This is a genomic window from Sphingobacterium sp. SRCM116780 (assembly GCF_021442025.1).
GTDB lineage: Bacteria > Bacteroidota > Bacteroidia > Sphingobacteriales > Sphingobacteriaceae > Sphingobacterium.
Genome location: NZ_CP090446.1, coordinates 2375552 through 2395439 on the forward strand (window position 1 = coordinate 2375552; position 19888 = coordinate 2395439).

The following is a 19888-nucleotide window of genomic DNA, read 5'->3' on the forward strand; positions in this document are numbered from 1 at the left end:
AATAGCTCTTTTTAAATAAAGGAAATGCTAAATGAATCGCTTAAATTTTATTTTTTTAACAACCATTATTCAGCTCTTTTAAAAATCACTTACTAAAAAAGGAAAATGAAACCCATTTTAATAAAAATTATCATGACCAAATAGCTTGCAAAAAAAGCGTATTTAACACGTTTCACATGCTCGAATTCCTGCATGTTATTGAAATATCCTTGACAATAATTGTGAAATCTATGTAGCACTAATGACGACTACTTTTACTTGTTGAAGGTAGATGATCTGTTTTTCTAATTTCATAAACGACATTTATCCGATTGGGTTCACCATGGTAGGCGACTTCTTGCTCCGCTATTTTTCTTCCTCCTAGTCTTTCCATCGCTTTCTGTGATCGCACATTATTTTTTCCTACATGAAAATAAACGGTATCAACAAACTGAAAGATATAATCGAGCATCATCTTTTTCACCTGTGGGTTGATTCCCTTCCCCCAAGTTTTGGTTCCATAAAATGTGTAACCAATGAAAATACTCTTATCTGCTTCATTGTACTCGTAAAATCGTGTGCTTCCTAAAATCTCACCACTTTGTTTTTCTTGTATCAAATAAGCACCCTGGCTCAATAATGCGCCTTCAAAAAATGTTTGGAATACCGGTCGTTGATACCTGTCTTTATTTGGATGTTGTTCCCAAACGAGTGGATCTTTTGCTACTTCATAAAGTATTTCAAAATCTTCTTCTTTAAGGGGAACTAATCTGAGCTTATCATTTTCTAAGTGGGGTTGAAGCGAAAAATGTATCATCTGTTCTATTTTATTCATTTTGATTACTGAAGACAATATCGTGTTTTTTAACCATTTTCAAACAATTTATCGGTATAAAGTATAGGTAGCAAACTTTATAAGTTAGTTAAATACTTTCAGTAGCGTTTACATTAAGCATGTCGTGATCAACAAAGCGGTCTTATGCACCATCTCTTTGTCATGGTTGCTTTATTAAGAGAAATAATCAGTCTAGAATTTAGCTGCTTTTGTCCGAGAAACAATTATTTCAGATATTTTGTTATTACTTGTTTTTCCAAAATTAAATTCTAAACAATAAATTTTGAACGGTATCATTACTAGACCGTTTTGCAATTCGGTTCAAAAAAAGTAATTCATCGTAATCATTTTGTCACAATATCATTATTTTGTAAACTGTTGATAAAAATATATTACTTTTGCAACTCTTTTTGGGTCTGTGAAAGTATAAATAACGGAGCTATAGGATAGAGATTGATAAAAAAATAAACAACATTCAAAGGCTAATCATACTTAACTATGATAACCACTGTATATGAATACAACTTTTCCAAATAAACTTTACGCTGCAATTACCGCAATTGGGGGATATATTCCTCAAAATAGACGAACAAATTCTGATCTTGAGAAGGTATGTGATACAACTGATGAGTGGATCATAAAAAGGACTGGAATCAAGGAACGTCGAATTCTAGAGGACGAATTAGCGACTTCTGATATGGCAGTTCGGGCGATTCAGGATTTGGCAAATCAATATGGAAAAGATTTACAGGAAATAGATGCTATTCTCGTTGCCACATCAACACCTGATATGCTAATGCCTGCAACAGCCAATATCATTGCAGAAAAATTAGGTCTTAGACAGGTATGGGCTTTTGATATTAATGCCGCTTGTTCCGGATTTTTATACGCCTTAGATATGGGTGCATCATTGGTTGAAACTGGTCGTTACAAAAATGTATTAGTTGTCGGAGCAGATAATATCAGTACCTATGTCGATATCCATGATCGTTCTACTAATATTTTATTTGGAGATGGTGCTGGAGTAGTATTATTGCAACCTTCTGTGGAAGGTGGTATTATGGATGCTTATTTAAGAAGTAATGGTGATGGCCGAGAGTTTTTAAATATTGAAGCTGGAGGAACACGATATCCGATTAGTTTAATAGATACAAACATACAAAATAGATACTTGCGTCAAGATGGTAAAACAGTTTTTAAACAAGCTGTTCAATCCATGAGCGATGCCTGCAGTCAAGTATTGCAACGAAATAATTTAACGATAGCGGATGTGAATTGGGTTGTACCACATCAAGCAAATCAACGGATCATTGATGCTGTTGGTCGCTCATTAAACATTCCGGAAGGCCGTACCTTAAGTAATATTGAATATCTTGGAAATACGATAGCAGCAACTATACCTTTGTGTATCTGGGAAAACTTAAAACAGATGAAAACGGGGGATCTCGTTATGTTAACGGCATTTGGTGCTGGTTTTTCATGGGGAGCAAGTCTATTCCGCTGGATGGTATAAGAAAATAAATACTATAAACGCCATGATCGTTGATCATGGCGTTTAAATTTATAATAATCTATGTATCAGCAATTATACCTAGTTTAAATCTATTTTAACTTTACTATCTGTTTGTGTATTTTTAGCTGAGATTTAGCGAAAAGGGCTCCGCCATACTCTTCGTTATCAAGGGATATGATTTCAATATCCTTTACTCCCATGATTGTAAAAATTGTCTTTAGGTAAGTGGTTTGAAAATTCATATGCGCATTTGGCTCTCCCAGACCATATCCACTGTCTCCTCTGCTCGATAAAATAAATAGTTTTTTATGCGATAACAGTCCCACATAGTCTCCGTCAGGTTCTCCTGATCGGAACTTCCATGTTTCATTGATACGCATCACTTGATCGATGTAAGATTTTAATCCACTTGGAATAGACCAGTTATACATGGGAACACCTAAGACGTAAATATCTGCTTCTTGAAGTTCTTTTACAAGCATATTGCTTAATGCTAAGGGTTCCTGATTTTCTTTTGTTCGATCTGCAGGCTTGATGAAGGAAGCGGTGATCCAATCACTTGTGATGTGTGGAACTGGAGTTAAACCTACCTCTCGATAGGTATAGCGATCTTCCGGGTAATTTTTAGACCAGGTTTCAACGAACAATTTTGTGAGCGTTCTGCTCTGTGATTTTTCATCTCTTGTACTTGCGTTAATAACCAAAACTTTTTTCATTTGTCCTTTTATTTGATTGTAAGACAAAAGTATCAGCAACATTTCAGTACTTTCTTAATATATATTAAGAAAAAATCAGTTCTTTTTCCCTCTGATTTTGCTTAAAAACTCAGGTGTTATTCCAAGGTATGAAGCGATCAGATATTGCGGGACTTTTTGAATAATTTTTGGATACCGCTGCACAAAATCACGATAGCGCTCTTCTGCTGAGTGGGAATTGGTTAAGATTATTCTTCTTTGGATCGAAGAATTATAGCCTTGTAAAATGAGTCTGAAGTATCGTTCAAGTTTTGGTATTTGTCTTAACAGTTCTTCAAAGGAGGGATAATTTATTTGCAGTACAATCGAGTTTTCAATTGCCTGTATGGCATACATGGATGGACTTTGATTAGAAAAGCTATCTAAATCGGTCGCCCACCAATTTTCAATAGCGAAAAAGATTATTTCTTCTTTTCCTGTATCTGGATGGATATAAAAGGCTTTAAAACTACCTGAAATAACAAAACTATCAAATTTGCAAATTTCTCCGTTTCTAAAGATATATTCATTTTTAACCAGCTTTCTTTCTTTCCAAAACGTATTAAAAATCTCTATTTCTTCGGTACTTAATTTTATTTTGGATTGTATGTTCTCTATTAAACTTTCTCTCATAACAACATGATGAATGCAGACGTGGTATAAGCTTGTCGTTTTTCCTTAAAATAAGCTTGTTTAAGCGGATCAAACCCCCAACGACATCAATTACTCTATCGAGTATATTTTGATACGCTTATAGCTTTGTTTATCGCTATCTTTTTTAAGATGCTACTATTTTGTTCTTTCTCCATGTTGGAGATAAACTTTCAGTAGATTACTGCTTATGTCCAATCTTCTAGCTAATTTCTTGATGCTGCGCTATTGTGGAGCTTTCGTCGACCGATATAGTGCTACCCTTTGTGAGCTTATGCAATTTACCATACTTTCGATGTATTCCAAAATGTTTGAACTGTCGATGTACTTGTATAGGGTTTTCTTTATACCAACACTATACCTTCTTCTAACCAACTTCGGAACCCAAACACTAAAATACCACCCTTGCACCGCCTTTTTACCACATCTGCATCGGGAAAAGAGCGGTGCAACAGCGGTAAAACAGCGTTCCAGGTATAGTGGAACTTAGAAGTTGGTTAGAAGAAAGTCCGAATAAGGTTAGAAAAAGGTGTCCTGTTAAATAGCATATCTTAACAGTTTAGTTTTTCTTCATCCAGATCTATTTTATGCAGATATTTACGGATAATCTCTTCATCTATATTTGGGTGTTTTTTATTCATTTCCAATAGCAAAATCCGTTGTCTTTCGAGTAAAGTCAACCAAATTGTTTTTATTTGTTCGTTTGATTCTATTGCTCTGGTTGAATGATGATGTTCATTCAGGATACTCACAAGGTCTTTTATTTGATGATTAAGATTATTTGGATCTTTCGTTTCACCCAGAAAATTTGATAATTCTCTGGATAAAGCGTTTTCCAGCATCTCTTCGGTTTCTGCTTCTGTCAAATGATCAGGGAACTCTGGTAATGGTGCTTTTTTAATTAATATGGGCAATGTTAATCCTTGCACCAATAAAGTCACTAAGATCACGACAAAGGTGATATACAGGATCATATTGCGATGTGGAAATGCCATCCCGTTGTCCATATGCACCGGTATAGAAAGTGCAGCAGCCAGAGATACAACCCCACGCATACCCGCCCAGCCCAAAAATATTGGTGTCCGTAAGCCTGGATTTTTAGCATCGGCAACAGTGATGAAATTTCGCATCACCAGCGTAACCAACACGGCACCATAACAAGCTAAAATTCTTCCGACAACCAATACCAAGGTGATGAGTAATCCGAAGCCTGTTGCTTGGTAAATATTGATTCCTTCTGCTCGCAAACCTGAAGTAATTTCGGGCATATCTAAACCAATCAGCATAAAGACAAGTCCATTTAAAAGAAATACGAAACTCTGCCAAACATTCTCAGATCGTAAACGGGAAGTACCTTTTAAGAATTTATGTCGTTGATTGGATAGAAAGAGTCCAGCACTTACAACCGCTAAGACGCCAGAGCTATGCACCTCTTCCGCAGCTATATACATGACATAGGGAGCTACTAAAGTTAAAGCAATATCCATGTTGACATCTGTTGGCAACCGTTTATGGATTTTCATAAAAACATAACCAATCAGCAATCCAATACCCACACCACCAATGACCATCCAACCAAAACTTAATAGCGCATCGTGCCATATAAATTGTCTAGTAGCGACAGCAATCAAGGCAAATCGAAAGATGATTAAAGAAGAGGCATCATTGAGTAAACTTTCCCCCTCCAAGATACTCGACAACCGTTTTGGAACCTTCACAAATTTTAATATAGCATTTGCACTTACCGCATCTGGAGGTGAAACAATACCACCCAATAAAAACCCTAAAGCAAGTGAAAATCCTGGAATGAAATGATTTGCTACAAAGGCAACCGATACCGCTGTAAGAAAGACAACTACAAAGGCAAAGCTTCCTATGATACGTCGCCAATGCCAGAGTTCTTTCCATGAGGTTGCCCAAGCGGCCTCATACAACAGTGGTGGTAAAAAAATAATGAAAATCAATTCTGGATTAATTTTCAACATCGGTATCCCTGGGATTAAGCTTATCCCCAACCCTGCTAAAACCAACAAAACAGGATAAGCCACCTTTATTTTGTTCCCAATCATGATCAGGAAAATAATGAGAACGATTAGGGATAAGTAAAATGGAAAGTTTTCTAGCATGTAAGAATCTTAACGTTAGTGATTTATAAATTGTTGTAATAAAGAAAAAATTACTTGCTCTCCAATAGCATCAAAAGTTTTCAATAGACGAATAGCTAGCATATATTCACCTCAACAAACAGGACTAATAATAGCATTTTATACTCTTATTTTCAAAAACTTATATAAAAATTTAAAATTCAGTTAATGTTCCAGAACTACTTGCGCCATTTTCGTGAAATAAATCATAAAAACTAGGTTTTGAAATGAATAGATAGACCTTAGCATGATCAAGTTCATCCAGATTGGATTTGAAGTGTTGAATGATATCCATTTTAGAAAATTTTTCAGGTTCTTCTATAGGTTTACCATTCTCATCATATCCTTGTGAATATGTTTCATCGGATCGATCAAATTGAATCGGATCTTTTTCTGGTAATACGATTTGTATTGTTTTTGTCGGGCCGCGCCAAATCAACCGCAGGCCATCTTCTTTTTCTATTTCTTTTGACTTCATGAATGATTCCGTATTATCTTTTTCAATCCTATCAACCAATTTAGAAATATCATCCTTGTTCATCGTGTCCTTTACAGCCATCGCGACCAACACTTCTGTTTCGTCATCATTCGCAAGCAGCTCTAATGTATTAAATTTTACATTTCGATAATTCGCCAAATTAAGGTCTCCAGACTGAGATGTCACATCATATTGTACATATCTAACAATAGAATCTTCCAATCCTTCTCGTGAGACTTCTATTTCATGCTCACCTGTCCGCAACCCTACTTTTTCCACCTTTCCGCGAAATAAATCTTCATTGCCATAGAAGTCTTCCAAATTCATTCCAAAATCTAAATCTTCCAACTGAAAAGCCCCTTCTCCAAAGCGATTTCCTTGATGTTGACAAGACAAAATGGTCAACATCAAAAAAAGAATACAGCTGTATTTGTTCATTTTAATCTTCATTAGTTCTCTGTATTATCTTGCGTTAACATTTCATAGGTAATGGCTGCTGGATTACCCTGCCAATCATAAACTTGTTCATCAATAGTAAAATAACCATCCTTCTCAGAAAAGAGATGAAAATCAATCGATGGGTTATGATCACTTGCCGTTTTCAACACTTTTATCGTTCTATTCGATTGATCGATCATCTTTATTTCATTATTCTCCGTCTCTGCTAATGCATGACCTCTGTAAAACTGTGTCACATCGGAATAGGTTGCTGGAATCAAAACACGTCCTTGACTATCCATATATCCCACGTTATAATTTTGTCCAGCGAAAGCAATCAGTCCTTCTGCAGTCTTCAACGAGTAAAAATCTTTAAAATCGGCTGGCAATGGATATGATTTCCCATCATAATGCAACAATACTTCTTTATTGTCTTTTAGGGCTGAAACTACTTTTGGGATTTTAAGATCTTTTATATTGGAATATTGTAAGGGAACTAGAAGCTGTCCACTATTCGATAAGATACCGAATTGACGTTTGCTATCTCTTAGTACAATATTTTCATCCACTAAATATTCAATATCTCGGATGATAGGTACATCTATTTTTTTGCCATCAATCTGATAAAAATCGTAAACGGATCTTCCTCTTAATGTATACTTAGCAATCAATAATTTATTGACTAATTCAATCTCATCATATTTGAAAGGAACTAACTCCTCCTTGTTATTTTTTAGTATTCCTTTAAAATCATCCTTATTTTCAAATACACCCAAGTCCTTGTTTAACATCTTATCAATGGTATATCCTTTCTTTACAGGCTCCAATTCCTTTGTTTTTGTATTGAGATAATAACTTATACTATCTTTATTATCAAAGAAATATCCGTTTGATACTCGACTAAGTTGCTCAAACTTCGGTTCAATCAGCATGTGACCGATGGAATCCACAATACCGTAACGATTTAGTTTTTCATCATAAATTGCTGCATATGATGACCCTGGCTCTCTGGTTACTTGAGCAGTCTTCGTTTGGGTAATTCTTGTACTTTCCTTTGTAAAATATAAATTAAATGCTTTAACTGGATACGGATAAGCAATCGTTAATCGTTGTGCTGTAGGGCCAAAGTATTCCTGATTTTTTTCTAAAAACTCCCGCATCTTCTTAATTTGGTCGAAAACATCCGCATCTTCATCTCCTTTAAGAAGATGTTCAAGTTCTTTCCATTTTTCATTTTTACAGATTGACAAATTTTTTGTTCCCAAAAACATTTCATCTGTAAACTCTTTTTCAAATAAAATCAAATCAGCATCACTTAACTCTTTTGCTCCATATTTTTTAAATAAATTAGAAGATTTTTCAGCAAATGTTTTCACTTTGGGATGAAGTCCAAAAAGCGGCATTGCAGAATAGGAATTGGTACTGATCACCTGATCGTTTTTAAGGACACCTCGATTATCTAAATAGCGTGCGTATACTTCCAATGGAAGATCGATTTCTATTCCTTGAGCAGTGATGGTATCGATATCCAATTCATGTCCTTCAAACTTCGCTGTTTTTGATCCAGGGAGTATCACTAACGAATCCAAACCTATTGGTACATCATAATGAAGCGTCATAGCGATACTATCTACCAATTTAAGGCCAATGGCAGCAGAATCGATGCGAGTTTTACCTGAATAAATCTGATTAAATTGCACCTCGATCTTATCTTCATCTGTAAGAGATTCTCCAGCATCATATGCAAAATTAGAATTCGGTAATTTGAAATGCTGCAATACTGTCAACTGTTTGACATAATCCTGAAATTGAGCTTTTAACGTATCTGCAGGAGTTAATACAAATGGATCTTCTTTTATATCCAATTGGTTAAAATCCACGGTATCCCAGTCTACTTTTTTTTCATCACCTGAGGATAACCCCATAGAAAAACTAAAATAGACACTATTACCTGCTGCATTTTTTAATGTAGAATCAATATCCGCAGATTGATTTTTTAAAAAAGCTGTGCGATCAGCTGGAGATAATTTGTTAAGAAAATTAAAAAAATCAGTCTTATTTTCGAATTTACTAAAGGTTCGCTCTTGTTTACATGAAATGACAAATAAAAAAGAAAGCAAAAAAATGATATACCTCATATATTCTAGGGCTTAATAGGGTTAGCTATAGACTCAAATATATGTCTTTTTAACCTAATGTGAAATACTTGGTAAAAATTAATTTTAACAAAATTAATTTTCAATCAATATTCATCTGTTCTGAAAAGAATCTTGAAATGAAAGTCGAAAGCTTCAAGTATTTATAAATATGGAGATTGTTCTTATATTCACAATAAAGGTTCTAAAGAATCTTTTTATATTTTTAAGATTTATCTAACAGATGACACAACAGGAAGCTCTATATATTTCAATAGCACAAAGTCTAAAAGACACGGTACAGAGCCAAATGTTTGGAAAGCCTTGTTTCAAAATTGGCAATAAGGCTTTTGTGTGTTTTTTTCAAAACGAAATGGTTTTTAAACTTTCGGGAGATATACATACAGAAGCGCTCCGTTTGGATGGATCACAATTATTTGATCCGTCTGGTAAAAAAAGACCAATGAAAGAATGGGTACAAGTTTCTTATGATCATAAAGAAAAATGGACAGCATATGCTGTATCAGCACTCCGACATGTAAGTTCAAGTTAATTGGGGTCTATAGTGGAATCAAATCTTCATAACCTGATTGTACAAATAAATTCCTTCTGTCTAGAAGTCTCATGATCTTATAAAAAATTCGGCATTCATGTAACATTTTGATGGTAAAGACGTCTTTAACAAAAAGATGAAAATGAAGAAAATTATTTTTTTGTTCTTATTAAATTGCTTTTACAATATTACCAACGCCCAGGGTAACTTAATGGACAGCATCATTCAAAAGAACTATCATACTTTTGAAATGGAAGGCAAGAACAGGTCTTTTAAAGGGAAAGGTTGGGAAATTTTATTGACAGAAATTAACAATGCAAATTCTGTATTATTAGGAGAAACTCATTTTACAAAAGAGATTCCTTATTTCACGAATGCCATCATTGATGCTGTTAAATTCGACAATTATTTTCAAGAAATAGATCCGTTTTCAACGCAAATAATAGCCTCTAAAATTAAATCATTATCATCTGAAAAACTCCACGAATTTGTAAAAGAATACAATTCTAATTTTTCATTTTTACAAATTGAAGAGGATTTCAGTTTGTATAAGAAAATTGTTCAAAGTGGAATAAAGACGTTTGGTGTTGAACAAATAAGTCTATATGCTAGTAACCTGATTATTTCTGAGCTGAATGAAAATTCTAAAAATAATAGAGCACGAGAAATTTACATGCAAATGCTTCATCAAGCTCAAGAATTATCCTTGCAAGATAAAAAGAAAAGATATTTGTTTTCCGAAGACTGTTTAGACAAAATTAATTTGTTACTAACCTTAGACCTTTCTTCTCATGAAAGACAACAAATTGAAGCATTGAAATTAAGTCGGGAAATTTATTTAAATAGAAATCATCATTTAAGGGTCCAGCTGATGAAAAACATCTTATTAAAAGAAATGTCCAATTGGACTAATGGAAAAAATCTTTTCAAATTCGGTGCATTTCATACCCCAAAAGGTGAGAGCTTGATAGAAATATTTGATATCGGCAATCTCGTATATACTATTGAAGATAGTAATTTCAGGACATCACTTCATGTCATGGTAATTGGGAAAAGCAAAAATGAAACAATGGATGACTTAGCATCATCTTCTTTCTTCTCATAAAGTTTTATTGTATCGTTAGAAATGTGATAATCACACTTGTAATTGATTGCATATCCTCCAGGAGATGCTGTTGGAAATTCACTTTCCATCCTGCTATCATTACTGAAAATGATTTCCGTTGGACTTATTATCAACTCATACCAGCCAATTTTATTTTTTATTTCCTTAAAAGAAGTTAGTTTCTGATCATCAGAATTCATATAAATTCCTGTCCAATCTTCAAGTAATGAAGCAGTGACTGGTTTTGATATGCTTTGTTCTTTATTGTCTATTTTTTTCAAATGACCATCAGAATTTTTTGTATTGCTTTGACAGCTTATTAATTGAAATAATAAAAAAAGTATTGTACTATATATTCGCATGCTACCTATAATTTTTTAGTCTCAAATATTCAATCCATCAGACATTTCATGCTTGTCTGCGAAAAAATACAAAATCCCTTTCAAAATTTAATTAAATTTTTCCCAGATCTATCACTTGATCAATAAGAATTAGATGACCATACCTTTAAATGCTTTCGAAACTTGAAAAAGATTTTTGTATTGTAATCTTTTATTCACACTGTTTATTTCCTCTAGTGACAGTAATGACAACTTGTTCAATGAATAACTTATAGATATAACATCTCCGAAACTGTCCACATACAGTGAAACAACTATTTTTCCTTTTCGTGTTGCTCTCTTAATTTTTTTGTTAAGTGAACTTCTAAAAATATCAATAATTGCGTTCTTATTTGATAATACCACCTCATTAATAGCATTTCTGTGAACATCATGTTTAGGGATATCGCTATCGGTTATATTTTGCACGTAAAAACTATTTGCGCCTTGCTTATTGACACGATAGTTGCTTTTAACAATCACATTGTCTCCAATTGAAAGCTTTCTTTCTTGTCCTTTAGAAGCAAATCCGGTTAATAGTATTATGAATAAAACAATGATATTTTTCATCTTAACACAACTCAATATTCTTATACCTTCTTTAAAAGTTTACTAAAAAAAATTAATTCCGCTCATTATCCAATCCCAGATATAGTTAATATATAGATGTGTAACCATTATACTACAACTTGTTTAACTCATCCTTAGTTCCTTGTTTTTGAACCTGGATTTATAACCACCTCAAAACACCTACAATAAAAATATCCAATCACTACAAAATGTCTACACACAAACATAATACACTACATATCAATTCAATATAAAATATATGTTTTTAATTTCCACTTGTCAGAGATGTAATAACGTACACAGCTTTTGTACATTTGCAATGTGAGGAGAATGATTTTTATCGTGTTATGGTGAGGGTGCAGCTCTTGTCGTTTGGACCCTGTCGAATCATATTGATAGTCTTCAAATCCTATTAAAGAGCGGTATTGATAAAAAAAAAGACAGTTGTCATATTAGTAGAACATTGCAGGATGGTACACTTCAATATACGAAGACAGAACAAATCCTGAAGCTAGGGGTGAAAATTTCTAAGAAATAAGCTTATGCTTAAAAAAGTTTACATTATGTCGTAAAAACTCCACATATTAAATTTGTTTTACTATTTATTAACTTTTATTCTTCAAAAATTAATAAACTTATTATACAAACTAAACTATTTAAAAATTACATGAAAAAGAAAAATTTATGGACATCAGGAGGTATATTCCTTGTGAGCATGTCCCTTTTGCTATCTTGTAGCAAAGAGAAGACCGATTTAAAAATCCAAGCACCCACAAAGCATGGCTTTGTGGCATTGCATTCAGATTTCCTCGATAGCAAAAATCAGACTCAAAACTTTCCTGCAGAATCAGGAGTAGATTTCACTTCCAAAGGTGGAGCCGTTGTACAATTGGATCCGAATTGTTTATACGACCAGAATCAAACTTTAGTTACAGGGCAGGTAACCTTAAACTTTATTGAACTATATGACAGAGGCAATATCTTGATGGCCGACAAACCCTTGATGGGGGTCAATAATCAAACACAGACATTGCCTTTGGTTACTGGAGGTCAGTATTATCTAGAAATTAAGCAAGGCAATAAAGTTCTTCATCCTGGATGTTCATTCCATGTCCGTATCCCAGCCAAGAATACAGGAGCTATAGACAATGGAATGAAATTGTGGAAAGGTTTTATCGATGATAAAGGAGATCTTACCTATTTTGATGTCAATAACCCAGAGCTTTTTCCCGAAATTAAAGTAGACACTCCTAATGTAGAGGCTCCTAATCTGGAAACTGAGGTTGTCATAAATGGAGAATACGGAACATACGATATATTGAGTGGCTCTTTTGGATGGACCAATGTGGATCGTTTCTACTCAGACAGTCGTCCAAAGACACAGATTAAGGTAAAAGTGCCTTCTGGCTATAATGGAGAAAATTCCGCTGTATACTTAAGCTATGAGGATCAGCCGAATTTGTTGGCAAAATTGGATTTATATGATACCAGTGGAAAGTATTTTACCGAACATTATGGTTTTGTTCCGATCGGTTTTAAGGTACATATTATCTTTGTGTCCGAAAGCGCAGGAAAACTTGCCTATTCGATCAAGTCTGTTGAAATTTCAAAAGATGGAACTTATGAATTTGGCCTAGATGAACTGAAAGTTACGGATAAGGACGATTTAATAAAATTGGTTAATAATTTGAAGTAGTAAATTTTTAATATTGTTCATCGTTCAGAAGTAATTCTTTCTAGCAAAATATGCTTCTGAACGATGAACAATATTACTTCGGACTTTTGTCAGTTGTTATCTGTACATAAATTCCCATACCATGAAGAGTAAATTCAGGATATACAGATAGATCACTATCTGAAAAAATAGATGAATAATCTTTCTTTTCTAAAAAGTGGAATTTCTCAATGCCGTAGCTTTCAGTTTTCTTATCAAATGGATTTAAAAAATTATTGAGTTGTGTGTTGAGTGACGATTGCAAAAGAAATTGATTTAGTTTCTCATAGCTTATCGCTTTCCTACCAAATTTTTGTTCGTATTCTTTCGATAAAGCATTTGCCAAATCAGGGTAATAAACAGGTGCATTAAGGAATATGGAACCGATTTTTGTCCAATCAAAATCTTCTTTTATCTTAGGAATAGATTGGTTGAGTTTGTCAATAACGCTATTAAACAAAACCATTTTCCGTTGATCAACTACCAGATGTAAAGTATTATCTTCTTTACGTTCGTAGGCATTGATAACAATATCTGCAGTATCATTTACAGTGACCCAATAATAGCTATATGATTTTGTCATATAGTCTTCGTTAAACCCTTCCAGCTTATTTTTCTTCTTTACAAGTATAGTATCTATTTTTGAACTTACTTGTTCCTTCTTGTCTGTATTCTTTTTTTCCGTACAGGAATAAAATATTGCTAAAAAACAGATCAGGACTAGTGTTCTTATCATTGGTTGGATATTTTATTGACAATATTAAAAATTTCGAAGAAAATATAGCACAATCTGAAAGAGAAAAATATAGAAACGATAAAAAGGTTTATAATTATATTGAAAAAGAAATTACGACAAATTCTGCAAAAGTAATTGTAACAGGAAATCAAGGAGATTATACGGTAACCATAGTATTTGATTTAGTGAAAGAAAAAGATCATTGGTTAATAGAGAAATTTACAAGTAATTAAGAGAATAACATTTGAATAGTTATAGATCGAAACACGAAACTTAAATTTTGCTGTATTATAAGGTATTATTTCCTACATGAATTTAAAAAAAATCTTTCTGGATACGTATGCAGGAAGGTTTTCATATCATGTATCAATACTTATAAAAAGGATGAATATTTCATTTCTATCAAACGTGGATTATACAGCAATCATACCATGTGGGTCAATAACAAATTTTTTCGCGACACCGTTATCAAAGTCTTTATAACCTTTTGGAGCATCTTTGAGGTTGATCACCTGTACATTCACCGCTTGGGCGATTTTAATCTTATCGTGTAGAATAGCATTCATCAACCTGAGGTGATATTTCATCACTGGACATTGCCCTGTATGAAACGAATGAGATTTGGCCCAGCCCAACCCTATTCTAATTTTTAAACTACCCACTTTTGCGGCACTATCCTTGGCTCCGGGATCCTCTGTAACATACAATCCTGGGATTCCTATAGCTCCTCCAGCACGAGTAATTGCCATCGCTTGGTTCAGTACGGTAGCCGGATGTTCTTCGCCTGCATCACCCCCATGCCCACGCGCTTCAAAACCTACACAATCAACAAAACTATCTACTTCTGGTACCCCCACAATAGCTGCAATTTGCTCTTCCAATGGTGTGGGGTCTTTTAAGTTAATGGTTTCACAACCAAAGCTTTTTGCTTGAGCAAGACGTTCTTCTATCATATCACCAACAATAACCACCGCAGCCCCCAACAGGTGACAACTTGCCGCACAGGCTAGACCTACTGGTCCTGCTCCTGCAACATATACAATACTTCCTGGACCTACACCTGCTGTTACAGCGCCATGGAATCCGGTAGGGAAAATATCAGAGAGTAAGGTTAGATCTCGGATATAAGCCAGAGCTTGTTCATTGTCAGGAAATTTCAACAGGTTGAAATCGGCATAGGGAACCATCACATATTCGCTTTGTCCTCCTACCCAGCCTCCCATATCTACATAACCATAAGCGGCACCAGGACGAGCGGGATTTACGTTCAGGCAGATACCTGTATTACCTTCTTTACAGTTACGGCATCGTCCGCAGGCAATATTAAACGGCACGGATACAATATCCCCTACTTTTATAAACTCTACATCACGTCCAATCTCTATAACTTGCCCTGTAATCTCGTGACCAAGAACCAATCCTTTAGGGGCTGTGGTACGACCTCGCACCATATGCTGATCAGAACCACAGATATTGGTAGATACCACCTTCAGGATAACACCATGTTCACATTTCCGATTACCCAATGCCAACTTGGGATAGTCGATCTCTTGTATGTCTACTTTACCAGGCTCTAAATATACTACTGCATGATTTTTACACATAACAAATTGTTTTAGAGTATATGCCCGTCAAACGATAGCATATACCTTGTTCAAAAATAGAATTAAAATGCAGCCAATGCTCCAGCAGAAGCCACAAGATGGTCGTCTTCTACCGTGGAACCGCTTACACCAATCGCACCAACAATGTTACCTGCAGCATCTTTTATGCATACGCCTCCAGGAAAAGTAATCAGACCATTGTTGGAATGCTCTATGTTGTACAATGAACCTCCAGGTTGAGACAATTTGCCGATCTCTCCTGTATCCATATTAAAATAGCGGGCTGTGCGGGCTTTCTTTTGAGAAATGTCAATAGAACCTAGCCAGGCATCATCCATATGCGCAAAGGCTACCAGATTGGTACCAGCATCCACTACAGCGATATTCATTTTTGTATTTATTTCTTTTGCTTTAGCAATGGCAGCGGCCACTGCTTTTTGTGCTTGCTCTAAGGTGATACTCATCGTCTTTTGTTTTTTAAATGTTTTATAATTGTTTGATTATTATAAATTTACCAACAACATTTCGAGCAGTGTGACACAATCCTATCAATTGATAAAATAATACTATCACTTAGTAAGGGGTAAGAAAATACTTTTGTATATTTATAAGTATGAATGGCTCATTTATGGATCAGAAACACTATTTACAGCCCATCAACTTGAGTGATACCAGTACCATTGATTCCTTGGTAGAGCATCGGAAAGTCTATACGCTTAAAAATCTTGAGTTGAGTATCTTTGAGACTTTTACCCGATGTACAAGTGTTCATCTTAGCTATGAAGGACTTGTTATCACGAGTATGATGCGTGGCAAAAAAGTGATGCATTATGGACAAGAACCTGGGTTTGATTTTCTTCCGGGGACTTCTATCATGATACCTTCTGGTGTCAGTATGAAAGCGAATTTTCCAGATGCCGACAGTTTCAACCCTGTACAGTGTGCTACGTTGATGTTGCATTGGGATGTCGTCAATGCATGCATTGATCGGCTTAATGAGCAATATTCCAGAGAAGATGGAAAAATGTGGAAACTTGATTTCAAGAATTATCATTTCAATAACAACCAGATGCTGACGGCTACACTCAATAGGCTTATTTCTATCAGTATGGAAGATGATATAGGCAAGGATGCGCTTGCTGACCTAACATTGAAAACCCTACTGGTGCGGGTAATGCAAACCCAATCGCTACCCTCAATAAAAGAAAATGATTTTCATAAGCCAGATCCTATGCTGCGAATGGAGGCCTATATCCGAAACCATATTACGGATAAGATCACAGTCGAAGATCTTGCTAAAATAGCAACGGGTAGCAAAGCATCTGTATTTAGACATTTCAAAGATGTCCACAATACATCACCCATCAATTATATTAACCACCAGCGAATCGAGCTGTCTAAACGGTTAATGTGCCAACCGGGAGTAAACATTTCGGAAGTCTGTTACCAATCGGGATTCAGCAATGTGAGTTATTTTGACAAGGTATTCAGATTCTTTACTGGAGTCAGACCAGGCGACTTTCTTCGACAGATCAGGGAGAGATGATCAGGAAGCAGTAATTCAAAATTATTATTTTTCAATTGGTGGTAAACCTTGCAAAGCTCTAATTCTATTTATTTGAGTTAAATCTTCACCTGAAAATTGTTTTAATTTTTCTTCATCTTGAAATTTATCCCAACTATTAGATTCTTCTATATCTTCACCATATAATTCTGCAAGTACTTCTGTAAAACTATTAGCAACAAAGTCTACATGATAATAATCTGATTCTTTATCATAGTCTTCAATGATCAATTTCTTATCTTGAATTATAAATTTTTGTTCATGATCCCATCTTACGAGTTTAGGATTATTTTGATCATCTCTAAAATCATAGCATAAAAAATTCCCTTCTGGATCCATCGTGATTGGATATACTTTTTCAGGAATTTTATTCTTTAATTCTTCATACAAGGAAAGGATATTTTCTTCTGAGTCTAAATTAAAGTTTAGAAGCTCACCAAATGCTTTTCCTATTTGTCTTGATGTATTGATGGTATTGGGAGATGCTGTTGCCCCATTATGTTCTAAAATTACTTTTTGATAATCTAATGGAAAATTAATTCCTAATGTTTGTTCTACTTTTTGGATAGAACTGGTATCTCTCAAGTCTTTTTTATATAGCCACTTCATAAGTCTTGGTAATGTTCCGCAAAGTGTGTAAATAACGAAATATTAAATTCAGTTTTACAAATCCAGCTCATAATTTGCATTGTGCAATAAATATACGACTTATTAAACGCAAGAAAAGCGGAGAATATGATAGTTATTCTCCGCAATTAATCTGATTTTAGTTAAAATGAGATCAAATATCTCAACCTTCTACTTTTATTTCAAACAGAAGAATTTCTGGATTCCAATAAGACCTAAATGACTATATTATCTTTGATCAATAGCATAGTTATACTTGTGTATTTTCCCATGATAAATGAGCCTTTGCTCCTGTTTACAGTCCACGATCATATCGATTAACTATTGAAATGATGGAATAGCAGATAAGACCAGATTGCTTATTTTCTGATTTTTATTCTCTGGAAAATGGACGCTGTTCATTAAAGTTCCAGGGAAAAATACATCCGTCATTACTGTTAAACCATCGTCAGCAAAAAGTTCTGCGGATGCAACATCCAGGATCAGACTAACTTTCGCATACGTGGTACTAGCTATTCTTGGTGCAGTGTGCTTTTTTGCAAATCCTTTTTCAAAATCTGAGACACCAGCATGAGTTCTGTCAATATAATAGGTTTTTGTCTGATAATCATAACCAACCAGAAGCTTTTGTCCTCCTTTATTACTCAGTACAAGCTGAACATTCTCAGAAGTATTGAAAGTAAAGTCAAGCTTCATCCTTCCTCCTAGATCCTTCGTGTAATCGGACAGATCGATCTCCTTGTTTAGTGTTAAAGATTTCTTTTTATAAACCGGTTTTAAATGGACATTCATTTCTTTGACAGGAATAGACTGCACATAAAAATCTCCCGCGTTTTGATACAGATATAAATCTCTGGCAATTGTTGTCGCACCTCTCCAGTTCTTTGTCGGCACTTGGTTTGCATACTGCCAGTTATTCATCCAACCAATGAAGATTTTTCTATTTCCGGTATTTGACCAGGTAACACCTGCATAGTTATCAGTTCCATAATCCATCCATTTTTTTGACTTTGAATCGGTTGCAAATTTACTTCCGTCAAAACTTCCTGTAAAATATTGGGTTGCAGAACCTCCGTTTGGCCCTCCTGGGTTTATACTGACAAGTAATACCCAAACTGTTTTACCTTGATATTCCAGTGGAAAAAGATCGGGGCATTCCCATACGCCACCATGTGCCCCAAGGTTATTTCCAAACTCACTTTCCTTCTTCCAATCTTTTAAATCTTTAGAGGAGTAAAAGGTAATCCGGTCTTTAGTAGCTAGCGTCATAATCCATTTCTTTCCGGCTTCATACCACATCACTTTAGGGTCACGGAAATCTGTGATACCCGGATTTCGTAATACCGGATTACCAGAATATTTAGTCCATGTGTTTCCTTCATCCAGACTATAGGCTATACTTTGGTTCTGGAAATTATTTGTTTTTTTCTCTTCCAGCTTTGGATCGTGGTGTGTAAAAATTGCGACCATAGGCGCTTTTCCCTCCTTGCCTAATCCGGAAGTATTGTGCTCATCCATCACGATACTTCCCGAAAAAATATAACCTAGACTATCAGGATAAAGAGCGATAGGTTTCTCCTGCCAATGAAAGAAATCTTTGGTTGTTGCATGACCCCAGTGCATGGGTCCCCATACTGTACCATTAGGATAATACTGATAAAAAAGGTGATAAACGCCTTTGTAGTATACCATTCCATTTGGATCATTCATCCAATGCGCTTTAGGAGAAAAATGGAATTGAGGGCGATGTGCTTCACCTTGCAAAGGTATCTGCTCCTGAGCAGTCGTTGTATTTAAGCTAAAAATACACCCTACCAAGATGTTAAAAACAAGTTTTAAAAATTTCTTATTCATATTCATGTGTTTTAATTCGTTCATTTCCAGATAGAGTTCCATCTTCCACGCTTTCATATTAACTTCTTTACCAGGATTTGTGGCAAAAGTCTGGAGGTTCCTGTCCGATGTTCCGAACATTCGGAAAAGTAGTCTTAAACTGTCGATAAGTCATAAAAAAATGCTTTAGGATTATCTGGCAGCTGCAGATAGATTTCATATCTTGCAATCACGATATGTATCTGATTTTATATTTAAGCTAAAACAGCTGTTCAGAGAAATTTCTCTGAACAGC

General features: G+C 34.9%; 19 protein-coding genes. 6 read left to right on the forward strand and 13 right to left on the reverse strand.

The window, feature by feature from the left end; genetic code table 11:
* Positions 1–238: 238 nt before the first annotated feature.
* On the reverse strand, positions 239–814 hold the full coding sequence (locus LZQ00_RS10275; RefSeq protein WP_234509194.1) for a GNAT family N-acetyltransferase: 576 nt from the start codon (positions 812–814) through the stop codon (positions 239–241).
* A 514-nt stretch (positions 815–1328) separates the two neighbouring features.
* On the opposite strand from LZQ00_RS10275, the gene LZQ00_RS10280 reads away from it, so the two are divergent.
* Positions 1329–2327: a beta-ketoacyl-ACP synthase III gene (locus LZQ00_RS10280; RefSeq protein WP_234509195.1), complete on the forward strand. Its 999-nt coding sequence runs from the start codon at positions 1329–1331 to the stop codon at positions 2325–2327.
* 89 nt (positions 2328–2416) lie between these two features.
* On the opposite strand, the gene LZQ00_RS10285 is transcribed toward LZQ00_RS10280, so the two are convergent.
* From LZQ00_RS10285 to LZQ00_RS10305, 5 genes are all read right to left on the reverse strand, one after another.
* Positions 2417–3043 (reverse strand): FMN-dependent NADH-azoreductase, encoded by a 627-nt coding sequence (locus LZQ00_RS10285; RefSeq protein ID WP_234509196.1) that lies wholly within the window; start codon positions 3041–3043, stop codon positions 2417–2419.
* A 75-nt stretch (positions 3044–3118) separates the two neighbouring features.
* Positions 3119–3694 carry a Crp/Fnr family transcriptional regulator gene (locus LZQ00_RS10290; protein ID WP_234509197.1) on the reverse strand — a complete coding sequence of 192 codons (576 nt, stop codon included), beginning with the start codon at positions 3692–3694 and terminating at the stop codon, positions 3119–3121.
* A gap of 569 nt (positions 3695–4263) precedes the next feature.
* A complete protein-coding gene (locus LZQ00_RS10295) occupies positions 4264–5838 on the reverse strand; it encodes a Na+/H+ antiporter (RefSeq protein WP_234509198.1) in 1575 nt (524 codons plus the stop codon).
* A 172-nt stretch (positions 5839–6010) separates the two neighbouring features.
* Entirely contained in the window at positions 6011–6784 is a 774-nt protein-coding gene (locus LZQ00_RS10300; protein WP_234509199.1) for a hypothetical protein, read from the reverse strand.
* Positions 6784–8910 (reverse strand): WG repeat-containing protein, encoded by a 2127-nt coding sequence (locus LZQ00_RS10305; RefSeq protein WP_234509200.1) that lies wholly within the window; start codon positions 8908–8910, stop codon positions 6784–6786. Before LZQ00_RS10305 ends, LZQ00_RS10300 begins: the two co-directional genes overlap by 1 nt.
* A gap of 241 nt (positions 8911–9151) precedes the next feature.
* Here LZQ00_RS10305 and LZQ00_RS10310 point away from each other — a divergent pair, with 241 nt between their 5' ends.
* Together LZQ00_RS10310 and LZQ00_RS10315 are read left to right on the forward strand one after the other, a co-directional pair.
* A complete protein-coding gene (locus LZQ00_RS10310) occupies positions 9152–9460 on the forward strand; it encodes a hypothetical protein (protein WP_234509201.1) in 309 nt (102 codons plus the stop codon).
* 142 nt (positions 9461–9602) lie between these two features.
* Positions 9603–10565, forward strand: coding sequence for a hypothetical protein (locus LZQ00_RS10315; protein WP_234509202.1), 963 nt, complete (start codon positions 9603–9605; stop codon positions 10563–10565).
* Here the strand turns inward: LZQ00_RS10315 and LZQ00_RS10320 are convergent.
* Together LZQ00_RS10320 and LZQ00_RS10325 are read right to left on the reverse strand one after the other, a co-directional pair.
* Positions 10493–10846, reverse strand: a complete 354-nt coding sequence (locus LZQ00_RS10320) for a hypothetical protein (RefSeq protein WP_234509203.1) — start codon at positions 10844–10846, stop codon at positions 10493–10495. The two genes, LZQ00_RS10315 and LZQ00_RS10320, sit on opposite strands and share 73 nt — an antisense overlap.
* A 210-nt stretch (positions 10847–11056) precedes the next feature.
* Complete coding sequence (locus tag LZQ00_RS10325) at positions 11057–11515, reverse strand: hypothetical protein (protein ID WP_234509204.1); 459 nt, start codon at positions 11513–11515, stop codon at positions 11057–11059.
* 667 nt (positions 11516–12182) lie between these two features.
* Here LZQ00_RS10325 and LZQ00_RS10330 point away from each other — a divergent pair.
* Positions 12183–13211, forward strand: coding sequence for a hypothetical protein (locus LZQ00_RS10330; protein ID WP_234509205.1), 1029 nt, complete (start codon positions 12183–12185; stop codon positions 13209–13211).
* A gap of 73 nt (positions 13212–13284) precedes the next feature.
* Here LZQ00_RS10330 and LZQ00_RS10335 read toward each other — a convergent pair whose 3' ends face one another.
* Positions 13285–13965 (reverse strand): hypothetical protein, encoded by a 681-nt coding sequence (locus LZQ00_RS10335; RefSeq protein ID WP_234509206.1) that lies wholly within the window; start codon positions 13963–13965, stop codon positions 13285–13287.
* Between LZQ00_RS10335 and LZQ00_RS10340 the strand changes: the two genes are divergently transcribed.
* Positions 13953–14198 (forward strand): hypothetical protein, encoded by a 246-nt coding sequence (locus LZQ00_RS10340; RefSeq protein ID WP_234509207.1) that lies wholly within the window; start codon positions 13953–13955, stop codon positions 14196–14198. The genes LZQ00_RS10335 and LZQ00_RS10340 overlap by 13 nt on opposite strands.
* A 180-nt stretch (positions 14199–14378) precedes the next feature.
* Here the strand turns inward: LZQ00_RS10340 and fdhA are convergent, their stop codons facing one another.
* On the reverse strand, positions 14379–15569 hold the full coding sequence (gene fdhA / locus LZQ00_RS10345) for a formaldehyde dehydrogenase, glutathione-independent (RefSeq protein ID WP_234509208.1): 1191 nt from the start codon (positions 15567–15569) through the stop codon (positions 14379–14381).
* A 62-nt stretch (positions 15570–15631) separates the two neighbouring features.
* Positions 15632–16033 (reverse strand): GlcG/HbpS family heme-binding protein, encoded by a 402-nt coding sequence (locus LZQ00_RS10350; RefSeq protein WP_234509209.1) that lies wholly within the window; start codon positions 16031–16033, stop codon positions 15632–15634.
* A gap of 149 nt (positions 16034–16182) precedes the next feature.
* On the opposite strand from LZQ00_RS10350, the gene LZQ00_RS10355 reads away from it, so the two are divergent.
* Positions 16183–17115, forward strand: coding sequence for a helix-turn-helix domain-containing protein (locus LZQ00_RS10355; RefSeq protein ID WP_234509210.1), 933 nt, complete (start codon positions 16183–16185; stop codon positions 17113–17115).
* Between the two features lie 24 nt (positions 17116–17139).
* Here the strand turns inward: LZQ00_RS10355 and LZQ00_RS10360 are convergent, their stop codons facing one another.
* Positions 17140–17742: an SMI1/KNR4 family protein gene (locus tag LZQ00_RS10360; RefSeq protein ID WP_234509211.1), complete on the reverse strand. Its 603-nt coding sequence runs from the start codon at positions 17740–17742 to the stop codon at positions 17140–17142.
* 339 nt (positions 17743–18081) lie between these two features.
* The gene (locus LZQ00_RS10365) at positions 18082–19734 is read right to left on the reverse strand and encodes a glycoside hydrolase family 32 protein (RefSeq protein WP_234509212.1); all 1653 of its coding nucleotides are present in this window, start codon (positions 19732–19734) and stop codon (positions 18082–18084) included.
* Positions 19735–19888 lie beyond the last annotated feature (154 nt).